Origin of the sequence: Streptococcus oralis subsp. tigurinus (assembly GCF_002356415.1) — a bacterium.
GTDB lineage: Bacteria > Bacillota > Bacilli > Lactobacillales > Streptococcaceae > Streptococcus > Streptococcus oralis_F.
Window position 1 is genome coordinate 858646 of sequence record NZ_AP018338.1, and the last position, 12984, is coordinate 871629.

Below are 12984 nucleotides of genomic sequence, written 5' to 3' on the forward strand. Positions count from 1 at the left end.
GAGAAGGCTATGACAAAGAAAATAGTAGCTCTAGCAGGGGATGGAATCGGTCCAGAAATCATGGAAGCTGGTTTAGCAGTTCTGGAAGCTCTAGCTTCAAAAACAGGTTTTGACTATGAAATAGATAGACGCACCTTTGGAGGTGCAGGTATTGATGCTACTGGGCATCCCTTACCTGATGAAACCCTCAAGGCAAGTAGAGAAGCAGATGCTATCCTTCTGGCGGCTATCGGTAGTTCCCAGTATGATGGGGCAGCGATTCGCCCTGAACAAGGCTTGCTGGCTCTTCGTAAGGAACTCAATCTCTATGCCAATATTAGACCTGTTAAGATTTTTGACAGTCTCAAGCATTTGTCACCTCTCAAATCGGAACGAATTGCTGGTGTAGACTTTGTCGTGGTGCGTGAGTTGACAGGTGGGATTTACTTTGGAGATCATATCCTAGAAGAGCGCAAAGCGCGTGATATCAACGACTATAGCTATGAGGAAGTGGAGCGGATTATTCGCAAGGCTTTTGAAATTGCAAGAAGTCGCAGAAAAATCGTTACTAGTATCGATAAGCAAAATGTTCTAGCGACATCAAAACTCTGGCGGAGAGTAGCTGAGGAGGTTGCGCAGGATTTCCCAGATGTAACCTTGGAACACCAGTTAGTGGACTCAGCTGCCATGCTTATGATTACAAATCCTGCTAAATTTGATGTCATCGTGACAGAAAATCTTTTCGGAGATATTCTATCAGATGAATCAAGCGTTCTATCTGGCACGCTTGGAGTCATGCCATCAGCTAGTCATTCTGAAAAAGGTCCAAGTCTTTATGAACCTATTCATGGTTCGGCACCTGATATTGCAGGTCAAGGAATTGCCAATCCTATTTCCATGATTTTATCAGTTGCCATGATGCTGAGAGATAGTTTTGGGCGTTCTGAGGATGCAGGGCGTATCGAACAAGCTATAGAAGCCAGTTTGGCAGCAGGCATTTTAACAAGAGATATAGGAGGTCAGGCTTCGACCAAGGAAATGACGGAAGCTATTATTGCAAGGTTATGAAGTTAGATGAAAAAATTACTCTAGTTCTTTTGATTTGGAATGTCATGGTTTTCTTGATTTATGGCATTGACAAATCCAAGGCAAGGAGAGGTGCTTGGCGCATCCCAGAGAAAATTCTCTTGACTATAGCACTTGTCTGTGGTGGATTTGGCGCTTGGTTAGCAGGAATGACCTTTCACCACAAGACTAGAAAATGGTATTTTAAAACGGTTTGGTTCCTTGGGATGGTAACCACACTTGTAGCCTTATATTTCATTTGGAGGTAATAGATGGCAGGAAAATCGATTTTTGATAAATTATGGAACCGTCATGTCATCACAGGAGAAGAGGGGCAGCCCCAACTCATGTATGTAGATCAACACTATATTCACGAGGTGACCAGTCCCCAAGCCTTTCAAGGATTACGAGATGCGGGGCGCAGATTGAGACGGCCAGACTTGACATTTGGAACTTTTGATCATAATGTACCAACGGTCAATATCTACGATATTCGAGATGTGATTTCTAAGGCTCAAATTGATAAGCTTGCTGAAAATGTTGAGGAGTTTGGGATTGAACATGCAGCCCACGGTTCTGAGAAGCAAGGGATTGTTCACATGGTTGGTCCAGAAACAGGACGGACCCAACCAGGAAAATTCATCGTCTGTGGAGACAGCCATACAGCCACCCACGGGGCTTTCGGAGCTATCGCCTTTGGGATTGGGACTAGTGAGGTCGAGCATGTCTTTGCCACCCAGACCCTCTGGCAGGTCAAACCCAAGAAAATGCTGGTAGAATTCACTGGTGTTCCTCAAAAAGGAGTTTATTCTAAGGATTACATTTTAGCCTTGATTGCCAAGTATGGCGTTGCTTGTGGTGTTGGTTACGTTGTGGAATATCGTGGGGAAGCGATTGATGCTCTGACCATGGAGGAGCGAATGACCATCTGCAATATGTCCATCGAGTTTGGCTCTAAGATGGGAATTATGAATCCAGATCAGACCACCTATGACTATCTCAAGGGACGGGAATGTGTTCCCGAAGCTTTCGAGGAGGCTGTGGCGGATTGGAAAACCCTAGTCAGCGATGACGATGCTGTTTATGATAAGGTTATCCGGATGGATGTCTCAGACTTGGCTCCTATGGTGACCTGGGGAACCAATCCTGCTATGGGCGTTGACTTTGACAGTAGCTTCCCAGAAATTAAGGATATGAACGATGAACGTGCCTATCATTACATGGACTTGGAGCCTGGTCAAAAGCCAGCGGATATTGAACTAGGTTATATCTTTATCGGGTCTTGTACCAATGCTCGTCTCAGTGACTTGCAACTGGCTGCGCGATTTGTCAAAGGGAAGAAGATTGCTCCCAATCTAACAGCAATCGTAGTGCCAGGCTCTCGTCCTGTCAAACGAGCTGCTGAGAAGTTGGGCTTGGATAAGGTCTTCTTAGACGCTGGCTTTGAGTGGAGAGACCCAGGTTGCTCCATGTGTCTAGGGATGAATCCAGACAAGGTACCTGATGGCGTGCACTGTGCTTCAACCAGTAACCGAAACTTTGAAGATAGACAGGGATTTGGTGCTAAGACCCATCTCTGCAGTCCAGCCATGGCAGCTGCGGCAGCTATAGCAGGGCGTTTCGTAGATGTTCGGCAAATGCCAGAGGCCCAGTAAGGAGAGGATATGGAGAAATTTACAGTTTATACGGGAACGACTGTTCCTCTCATGAATGATAACATTGACACCGACCAAATCCTTCCCAAGCAGTTTCTCAAGTTAATTGATAAGAAAGGTTTTGGTAAATACCTTATGTATGCTTGGCGATATTTGGATGACAAGTATACTGAGGACCCAGACTTTGTCTTTAACCGACCTGAATATCGCAAAGCTAGTATTCTCATCTCAGGGGATAACTTTGGCGCAGGATCGTCCAGAGAACACGCTGCTTGGGCTCTAGCAGACTATGGTTTTAAGGTTGTAATTGCAGGTTCTTTTGGAGATATTCATTACAATAATGAACTCAATAATGGTATGTTGCCCATTGTTCAACCTAGTGAGGTTAGAGAAAAATTAGCCCAGTTACAACCAAGAGATCAGATAACCGTGGACTTGGAACAACAGAAAATCATCTCACCAGTTGGAGTCTTCACTTTCGAAATCGATAGCGAATGGAAACACAAGCTCTTAAATGGTTTGGATGATATCGGTATTACCTTGCAGTATGAAGATTTGATTGCTGCTTATGAAAAACAACGCCCAGCCTACTGGCAGGATTAGAAAAAATAGAAAAGGAAATAGAACTATGACAAAACACATTCAATGGAACGGAACACTTTCACAAGAAGGCTATGACATTTTAAAAGGTGAGGGCGGATGTATCGTTTGTCCTACCAAGGTTGGTTATATCATCATGACTAGCGATAAGGCAGGACTTGAACGCAAGTTTGAAGCCAAAGAGCGTAACCGTAACAAACCAGGGGTTGTTCTCTGTGGTAGCATGGACGAGCTTCGCGCTTTAGCACAACTCAATCCAGAAATTGAAGCCTTCTACCAAAAACATTGGGACGAAGACATTCTCCTAGGTTGTATCCTTCCTTGGAAACCAGAAGCCTTTGAAAAATTGAAAGCATACGGTGATGGTCGTGAAGAACTCATGACAGACGTGCGTGGTACTAGCTGTTTTGTCATCAAGTTTGGTAAAGCTGGTGAACAGTTGGCTGCTAAACTTTGGGAAGAAGGTAAAATGGTATACGCATCATCAGCTAACCCATCTGGAAAAGGAAATCGTGGTAAGGTGGAAGGTATCGGAGAACGTATCGAAGGAGCAGTGGACCTTGTCATTGAAGCAGACGACTACGTGGCATCAATCCAGCCTGACAAAACGATTGAAACTCGCTACGAACAAGGGGTGATGGTTTCTATGGTTGATAAAGATGGTAAACTCATCCCAGAACAAGGAGGAGCTCGCTCAATCTCACCAGCTCCAGTTGTGATCCGTAAAGGGCTTGACATTGATAAGATTATGATGCACCTGTCAGATACCTTTAACTCATGGGATTATCGTCAAGGGGAGTATTATTAATATTGAAAAGAAGTCTAGTGTTGAGAGGGAATAAAGTCTCTACACTGGACTTTTCTTTAGAAATTCTTTTCTTTTTTTATAGGATATGATATTCTATATATGAAATAGGATTTTGAAATATTAAATACTGACTAGTCTATATATGAAAATGGAGCTACAAAATGGAAGAAAAATTAAATTATTGGATGATAGTTGCAGGAGGAGGTGGAAAAGTTTGGTCCCTATTTAAAGAAGAGAATATAGCTTGTATAGATTTTGATTCTAATTTGTCTAGTATTCTAGATTATAAAAATCCTCAAGAATTGAAACAGGGAAAACAGAGAGATAAATTTATTTGGAAATTTGCTCATGACATAAAAAAAGATGATTACATAATAGCTACCACAGGGGTTAAGGAAATTTTAGGAATTGGTCAATGTGTGAAACCTTATTATTTTGACGAATCTAAAAAAACATTTAAACATTGTATTGGTGTTAAATGGTTGAAAGTAGATGGTGGATGGGAATACCAAGGTAAAAAAGGTACAAGACAAACCATCAACTGGGATAGAAATTCAGAACGTATCAATTTATATAAATCTATTATAAATGGTACATACAGAAAAAATATAGAGAAAATTGTTATGTATAAAAATATTAACGATTATTTAGATAAATTAAAAAAATCCAAAAACCTCATCCTCCGTGGTGCTCCTGGCACAGGAAAAACTTATCTTGCTAAAGAAATTGCCAAAGAATTAACGGGTGGCAACGAAGACCAAATCGAATTTGTACAGTTTCACCCTTCCTATGATTATACGGATTTTGTAGAGGGGTTGAGACCAATCCTGGTAAATGATGGACAGATTAACTTTGGCTTGCAGGACGGCATTTTTAAGAAGTTTTGTCAGAAGGCTAAAGAAGCTCAAAAAACTGGAGGCCAAGATAATTTTGAGGAAACGTGGACTAGGCTAACGGATGCTATCAATGAAAAGCAAGGACAATACTTCTTTCCTCGTAGTTCTGTTCCAGCCAGTCTAAACAGTCAAGGGAATGTGAAGTTTGATTCTCCTGTTGCTACCAAAGAAAAAGTGTATCTTTTGTACAAGGGTGAAGAGACTAATTTAAAGTACGAAACTTATCAAAAAATTGTTTTGGATCACATGAAAGAAAGTTATGGATTATGTGATTATGTATCTCCAACGATTGACACAGACAAGAAATTCGTTTTCATCATCGATGAAATCAACCGTGGGGAGATTTCTAAGATTTTTGGGGAACTCTTTTTCTCTATTGATCCTGAATATCGTGGCGAAAGGGGGAGTGTTTCCACCCAGTATGCTAATTTACATGAGACGGATGAGAAATTTTATATCCCTGAAAATGTCTACATCATCGGAACAATGAATGATATTGACCGTTCAGTAGATACCTTTGATTTTGCTATGCGTCGTCGTTTCCGTTTTGTTGAAGTTACTGCTGAAAGCCAGTTATACATTCTAGATAAGAAACTAGATGGACATGAGGAAGAAGCGAAAAAACGTTTAAGAAACTTGAACGCTGCTATCAAAAACGTTCAGGAGTTAAACAGTCATTATCATATCGGACCAAGTTATTTCCTTAAGTTGGAAGAAGTGGATTTTGACTATGAGTTACTCTGGTCTGATTACCTCAAACCTCTATTGGAAGATTACTTACGTGGTTCTTATGAGGAGGCCGAAACTCTGGATACATTGAAAAAAGCATTTGATCTGACAAATAAAGAGCAAACAGATCAGCAAGATACTGGTGATAATGATGCGGATAACTGATAATCAGCATAGAATTGCTAGAGAAGACTTTGTCGCAGAATTTCCCAACCTAAGTCAAGCGCTCCTTGATAGAACACTAGATAACCTATCTCAAGAGGACAATATTTTTATTTTTCCAAATGATTTGATGAATTCTCCTGATTTAGACAAGGACCAAAAGATTTTGGAAACAGTTAATCAGGAAATCAAGACAGGCAATGTGATTGGTTTTCTGGGATGCGGTCAGGAAAGATTAACGATTTCCTCTCGTTTTTCTGATGAAAGTAACGACCATTTTTTACATTATCTTTTACAAAAGGTTCTCAATATCAATCTGAATAGTTTGGATGTCGGTCTATCTCAAGAGGATAGACTCTATCAACTTTTGATTTACCTCTTTCCAAAATATCTGCAAGCGGCTCTCCGAAAAGGTCTTTATAAGGAATACCAGAGATTTTCTCATAACGACAGTCATGTAAAGGGAGTGATAGATGTAGGAAATCATCTTAAGAGGAATGTTCCTTTTATGGGAAATATCGCCTACACAACGAGAGAGTTTACCTATGATAATTCACTCATGCAATTGATTCGGCATACGATTGAGTACATTAAGAATCAGAAAATCATTGGGCAAGGGCTCCTTGATAATCTCTTAACTAGTCGTGAAAATGTGGCAGAAATCGTGCGAGTAACACCATATTATAAACTAGCTGATCGTGCTAAGATTATTCGGGGAAATCAATCTAAACCTATACGTCATGCATACTTTCACGAGTACAGAAAGTTGCAAGAGCTTTGCCTGATGATTCTAAATAGAGAGAAACATGGGTTAGGATATCAAGAGCAAAAAATCCATGGTATTCTTTTTGATGTTTCCTGGCTTTGGGAAGAGTATGTTTATACCTTGTTGCCAAAAGTTTTCATCCATCCACGAAATAAGGATAAGACGGACGGAATTTCAGTATTTTCTGACCGTGAAAGAAAAGTATTTCCAGATTTTTATCATAAAGAGTTAAAAATAGTTTTAGATGCTAAATATAAAGAACTGGAGTTCACTGAAAAAGGAATCAACCGTGAGGACTTATTCCAGCTGATTTCCTATTCTTATATTTTAAAAGTTGAGAAAGCTGGTCTTGTTTTTCCGAGCAAGCAAAAGGTTGTTGATAATGAGATAGGAAAGCTAGCAGGTTATGGAGCTTTGTTGAAGAAATTGTCTATACAAATTCCTCAAAAGGCTTCATCTTATAATGAATTTTGTGAAATGATGGAAAGCTCCGAAGAAACTTTTAAAAGGAATATTACTAAGGAAGTGGGGAGAAACTAATCTCCTCACTTTTTATATTTAAACAAGAAACCGAACATTATTATTTTATAATTGAAATTATTTGACAAAAACTGTACTTTGGTTTATAATGATTCAAGGAAACGTCGTAAAAGACGTAGGGATGCGCAAGCATAGGTAGGTCATTACAAAAGAAACGAGACATCGATATGTTAAATGAATTTCCAATTTTTGATTATGAAGATATTCAGTTGATCCCTAATAAATGTGTGATTAAAAGCCGTTCAGAAGCGGATACAAGTATTACGTTTGGAAAATACACTTTTAAACTACCTGTTGTGCCAGCAAATATGCAGACGATTTTGGATGAGAACGTAGCAGAGCAACTTGCTAAAGGCGGTTACTTTTACATTATGCATCGTTTTGATGAGGCTGGGCGCATTCCTTTTATCAAACGCATGCACGATCAAGGGCTCATTGCTTCCATTTCTGTCGGTGTCAAGGATTACGAGTATGACTTTGTTAGCCGACTCAAGGCTGATGCTCCTGAGTATATCACGATTGACATTGCCCATGGTCATGCGGATAGCGTGATTTCTATGATTCAACATATCAAGAAAGAATTGCCAGATACTTTTGTCATTGCTGGTAACGTAGGAACACCAGAAGCTGTTCGTGAATTGGAAAATGCCGGTGCGGATGCTACTAAGGTTGGAATAGGTCCTGGTAAGGTTTGTATCACAAAGGTAAAGACAGGTTTTGGTACAGGTGGTTGGCAGTTGGCTGCCCTACGCTGGTGTGCAAAGGCTGCGCGTAAACCGATCATCGCTGATGGTGGGATTCGTACTCATGGCGATATTGCTAAGTCTATCCGTTTCGGTGCCAGCATGGTCATGATTGGTTCCCTATTTGCAGGACATATCGAAAGCCCAGGAAAGACGATTGAAGTCGATGGCGAACAGTTCAAAGAATACTATGGTTCAGCTTCTCAATACCAAAAAGGAGCATATAAAAATGTGGAAGGTAAGCGCATCTTACTGCCTGCTAAAGGGCACTTGCAAGACACCCTTACTGAGATGGAGCAGGACTTGCAAAGTGCTATTTCCTACGCAGGTGGACGCAGGCTTGCTGACCTTAAACACGTTGATTATGTTATCGTGAAAAACTCTATCTGGAACGGGGATGCTTCCCACTAAGAGACACTTAGTCCACCAATAAAAAACTTGTTATTAGAGCAAATTTCTGTTATAATAAAGCAAGTTTCCACCCTTAGTGTAATGGATATCACGTAAGATTCCGGTTCTTGAGATGGGGGTTCGATTCCCTCAGGGTGGATGTAAATAGCCTAAGAAAGCCTTAAATAAGGCTTTTTCTTTATCTCGCCCCAAATTTGCCCCTAAAATTAAAAATTTTATTCTAAAAAATGCTCAAATCCCCTCTAGTCCCGTTTTAAAGTGACTCAGGGGGCTTTTTTTGATATAATAAAAGAGACTGTTATCAGTTAGAAAGAGGTTGGTATGAAAGAATTACAAACTGTACTAAAGAAGCGTTTTACAATCGAATTTGCAGATAAAAAACTACTAGAAACGGCCTTTACTCATACGAGTTATGCCAATGAGCACCGCCTCTTAAAAATTTCACACAATGAGCGCTTGGAATTTTTAGGAGACGCTGTTCTGCAATTATTGATTTCAGAATATCTGTATAAAAAATATCCTAAGAAACCAGAGGGAGATTTGTCCAAACTACGTGCTATGATTGTCCGTGAGGAGAGTTTGGCTGGTTTTGCGCGTGATTGCCAGTTTGATCAGTTTATCAAGCTAGGAAAAGGAGAAGAAAAGTCTGGTGGTCGCAATCGTGACACCATTCTTGGTGATGCCTTTGAAGCCTTTCTGGGTGCTTTGCTTTTAGACAAGGATGTTGCTAGGGTAAAAGAGTTCATCTATCAAGTCATGATTCCCAAGGTTGAAGCAGGTGACTTTGAAATGATTAAGGATTACAAGACACACCTGCAAGAGCTGCTCCAGGTTAATGGCGATGTGGATATTCGCTACCAGGTGACCTCTGAGACGGGGCCTGCCCATGACAAGGTTTTTGATGTAGAAGTTCTGGTTGAGGGCAAAAGTATCGGAAAAGGTCAAGGCCGTTCTAAAAAATTGGCAGAACAAGAGGCCGCCAAAAATGCAGTTGAGAAAGGGCTGGATTCATGTATTTAAAGGAGATTGAGATTCAGGGATTCAAGTCCTTTGCTGACAAGACCAAGGTCGTCTTTGACCAAGGTGTGACAGCTGTCGTTGGGCCCAATGGTTCTGGGAAGTCAAATATCACAGAAAGTCTACGATGGGCCTTGGGGGAATCCAGTATCAAGAGCCTTCGTGGTGGTAAGATGCCTGACGTTATCTTTGCTGGAACAGAAAGTCGCAAACCACTCAATTATGCCTCTGTTATCGTGACCTTGGACAATGAAGATGGCTTTATCAAGGATGCAGGGCAAGTCATTAAGGTAGAACGCCATATCTATCGTAGTGGAGATAGTGAGTATCGAATTGATGGCAAGAAAGTCCGTCTGCGCGATGTACATGACCTTTTCTTGGATACAGGTTTGGGACGGGATTCCTTCTCTATTATTTCCCAAGGGAAGGTTGAGGAGATTTTTAATTCCAAGCCTGAAGAGCGTCGAGCTATTTTTGAAGAAGCTGCTGGAGTTCTTAAATACAAAACTCGTCGAAAAGAAACAGAAAGCAAACTGCAACAAACTCAAGATAATCTAGACCGTTTAGAGGATATTATCTATGAGTTGGACAATCAAATCAAGCCTCTTGCCAAACAAGCTGAGAATGCTCGTAAGTTTCTCGACCTGGATGGTCAACGCAAGGCTATTTACTTGGATGTACTGGTTGCCCAAATCAAGGAAAACAAGGCTGAACTAGAGCTGACAGAAGAAGAACTAACTCAGGTTCAGGAACTTTTGACGAGCTATTACCAAAAGCGTCAAGAGTTGGAAGAAGAAAATCAAACACTTAAAAAGAAACGCCAAGATCTCCAAGCTCAAATGTCCAAAGACCAAGGAAGTTTGATGGATCTGACGAATCTGATAAGTGATTTAGAGCGAAAATTAGCCCTATCGAAGTTGGAATCTGAGCAAGTTGCTCTCAATCAACAAGAAGCACAAGCCCGTTTGGCATCTTTAGAAGATAAGAGAAAGACTCTAAGTACAGAGAAGGCTGAAAAAGAAGCGAACTTGGCACAGTTAGAGGAAAGTCTAGCTGAAAACAACAAGGAACTCAATCGTTTAGAGGCAGAATTGCTAGCTTTTTCAGATGATCCTGACCAGATGATCGAGCTCTTGCGTGAACGCTTTGTTGCGCTTTTGCAAGAAGAAGCGGATGTCTCAAACCAACTGACCCGCATCGAGAATGAACTAGAGAACAGCCGTCAGCTATCTCAAAAACAAACAGATCAACTTGAGAAACTGAAAGAACAACTGGCTACAGCTAAAGAAAAGGCCAGTCAGCAAGAGGCTGAACTTGAAACTGCTAAGGAGCAGGTTCAGAAATTATTGGCTGACTACCAAGCTAGTGCCAAGGAGCAAGAGGAACAGAAAGTTTCTTACCAAGCCCAGCAGAGCCAACTCTTTGACCGTCTGGATAGTCTCAAAAATAAGCAGGCTAGAGCTCAAAGTTTAGAGAATATCCTTAGAAATCATAGCAATTTTTACGCGGGTGTTAAGAGTGTTCTCCAAGAAAAAGACCGTCTAGGTGGAATTATTGGTGCAGTCAGTGAGCATCTGACCTTTGATGTTCATTATCAAATTGCCCTAGAAATTGCGCTTGGAGCTAGCAGTCAGCACATCATAGTAGAAGATGAGAACGCAGCGACTAAGGCTATTGATTTCCTCAAGCGCAACAGAGCCGGTCGAGCAACCTTCCTTCCGTTGACGACGATCAAGGCTCGTGCGATTTCGAGTCAGAACCAAGATGCTATCGCATCAAGTCCAGGCTTCCTTGGAATGGCTGATGAGTTGGTTACTTTTGATACTAGACTAGAAGCCATTTTCAAGAACTTGCTAGCTACGACGGCTATCTTTGATACCGTAGAACATGCCCGTGCAGCTGCTCGTCAAGTTCGTTACCAGGTTCGTATGGTGACACTGGATGGGACAGAGTTGCGTACAGGGGGTTCCTACGCGGGTGGTGCCAATCGCCAGAATAACAGTATCTTCATCAAGCCTGAACTGGAACAATTACAAAAAGAAATTGCTGAAGAAGAAGCTAGTCTGCGTTCAGAAGAAGCGACTTTGAAGACCTTGCAAGATGAGATGGCAGTATTAACAGAAAGATTAGAGGCCATCAAATCTCAGGGTGAGCAAGCTCGTATCCAGGAGCAAGGCTTGTACCTTGCTTATCAACAAACCAATCAGCAACTAGAAGAGTTAGAAACTCTTTGGAAACTTCAAGAAGAGGAATTAAATCGCCTTTCTGAAGGAGATTGGCAAGCGGATAAGGAAAAATGCCAGGAGCGCCTTTCTACTATCGCAAGTGAAAAGCAAAATCTGGAAGCTGAGATTGAAGAGATTAAGTCCAATAAAAACGCTATTCAAGAACGCTATCAAAACTTGCAGGAACAAGTAGCGCAAGCCCGCTTGCTTAAGTCAGAACTGCAAGGACAAAAACGTTACGAAGTGACTGATATTGAACGCCTAGGTAAGGAACTGGATAATCTAGATATCGAACAAGAGGAAATCCAGCGCCTCCTCCAAGAAAAGGTTGATAATCTTGAGAAGGTTGATACGGATTTGCTAAGTCAGCAGGCGGAAGAGGCCAAAACTCAGAAAACAAACCTCCAACAAGATTTGATTCGCAAGCAATTTGAGTTGGATGATATCGAAGGTCAGCTGGATGATATTGCCAGCCATTTGGATCAAGCTCGTCAGCAAAATGAAGAGTGGATTCGCAAACAAACGCGTGCTGAAGCCAAGAAAGAAAAGATCAGCGAACGCTTGCGCTATCTACAAGCTCAATTAACTGACCAGTACCAGATCAGCTATACCGAGGCTCTAGAAAAAGCGCATGAGTTGGAAGATCTCAATCTAGCAGAGCAAGAGGTTAAAGATCTTGAGAAGGCTATTCGCTCACTCGGTCCAGTCAATTTGGATGCTATTGAACAGTACGAAGAAGTCCACAACCGTTTGGATTTCCTAAATAACCAACGAGATGATATTTTGTCTGCGAAAAACCTGCTCCTTGAGACCATCACAGAGATGAATGATGAGGTTAAGGAACGTTTTAAATCAACCTTTGAGGCTATTCGTGAGTCCTTTAAAGTGACTTTTAGACAGATGTTTGGCGGAGGTCAGGCAGACTTGATATTAACTGAGGGCGACCTTTTAACAGCTGGTGTAGAGATTTCTGTTCAACCACCAGGTAAGAAAATCCAGTCTCTCAACCTCATGAGTGGTGGTGAAAAAGCCCTATCGGCTCTTGCCTTGTTATTCTCTATCATTCGAGTCAAGACTATTCCTTTTGTTATCTTGGATGAGGTAGAGGCGGCACTAGACGAAGCCAATGTTAAACGTTTTGGGGATTATCTCAACCGCTTTGACAAGGATAGTCAGTTTATCGTCGTAACCCACCGTAAGGGGACGATGGCAGCAGCGGATTCTATCTATGGAGTTACCATGCAAGAATCAGGTGTGTCTAAGATTGTTTCTGTTAAGTTAAAAGACTTGGAAGAAACAGTAGACTAGTTAACAAACGATAGCATCTCTTAGGAGGTGCTATTTTTTAAAACTAAAGCCCTAAATTTTCTCTTACGGTCAGTTCAGGC

At 41.3% G+C, this 12984-nt stretch carries 10 protein-coding genes and 1 tRNA gene; all 11 read left to right on the top strand.

Annotation, left to right across the window (positions count from 1 at the left end; genetic code table 11):
- The first annotated feature begins 9 nt into the window (after positions 1-9).
- The 11 genes from leuB (at position 10) to smc (ending at position 12904) form a co-directional block, all read left to right on the top strand.
- Complete coding sequence (gene leuB, locus STO1_RS04380; protein ID WP_096422107.1) at positions 10-1047, top strand: 3-isopropylmalate dehydrogenase; 1038 nt, start codon at positions 10-12, stop codon at positions 1045-1047.
- Entirely contained in the window at positions 1044-1313 is a 270-nt protein-coding gene (locus STO1_RS04385; protein WP_049536564.1) for a DUF1294 domain-containing protein, read from the top strand. The genes leuB and STO1_RS04385 overlap by 4 nt, the downstream gene beginning before the upstream one ends.
- A 3-nt stretch (positions 1314-1316) precedes the next feature.
- The gene (gene leuC, locus STO1_RS04390; protein ID WP_096422109.1) at positions 1317-2699 is read left to right on the top strand and encodes a 3-isopropylmalate dehydratase large subunit; all 1383 of its coding nucleotides are present in this window, start codon (positions 1317-1319) and stop codon (positions 2697-2699) included.
- 9 nt (positions 2700-2708) lie between these two features.
- Positions 2709-3302, top strand: coding sequence for a 3-isopropylmalate dehydratase small subunit (gene leuD / locus STO1_RS04395; protein ID WP_096422111.1), 594 nt, complete (start codon positions 2709-2711; stop codon positions 3300-3302).
- Between the two features lie 25 nt (positions 3303-3327).
- Entirely contained in the window at positions 3328-4107 is a 780-nt protein-coding gene (locus tag STO1_RS04400) for an L-threonylcarbamoyladenylate synthase (RefSeq protein WP_000160503.1), read from the top strand.
- Between the two features lie 161 nt (positions 4108-4268).
- Positions 4269-5897: an AAA family ATPase gene (locus STO1_RS04405; protein WP_033606326.1), complete on the top strand. Its 1629-nt coding sequence runs from the start codon at positions 4269-4271 to the stop codon at positions 5895-5897.
- Positions 5881-7200, top strand: coding sequence for an McrC family protein (locus tag STO1_RS04410; RefSeq protein ID WP_084647667.1), 1320 nt, complete (start codon positions 5881-5883; stop codon positions 7198-7200). The genes STO1_RS04405 and STO1_RS04410 overlap by 17 nt, the downstream gene beginning before the upstream one ends.
- A 167-nt stretch (positions 7201-7367) precedes the next feature.
- Entirely contained in the window at positions 7368-8354 is a 987-nt protein-coding gene (guaC, locus tag STO1_RS04415) for a GMP reductase (protein ID WP_033585352.1), read from the top strand.
- Positions 8355-8421: 67 nt separating this feature from the next.
- A tRNA-Arg gene (locus STO1_RS04420) sits at positions 8422-8493 on the top strand.
- A 182-nt stretch (positions 8494-8675) separates the two neighbouring features.
- Positions 8676-9374, top strand: coding sequence for a ribonuclease III (gene rnc, locus STO1_RS04425; protein ID WP_033585349.1), 699 nt, complete (start codon positions 8676-8678; stop codon positions 9372-9374).
- The gene (gene smc, locus STO1_RS04430) at positions 9365-12904 is read left to right on the top strand and encodes a chromosome segregation protein SMC (protein ID WP_096422113.1); all 3540 of its coding nucleotides are present in this window, start codon (positions 9365-9367) and stop codon (positions 12902-12904) included. The genes rnc and smc overlap by 10 nt, the downstream gene beginning before the upstream one ends.
- Positions 12905-12984: the final 80 nt, after the last annotated feature.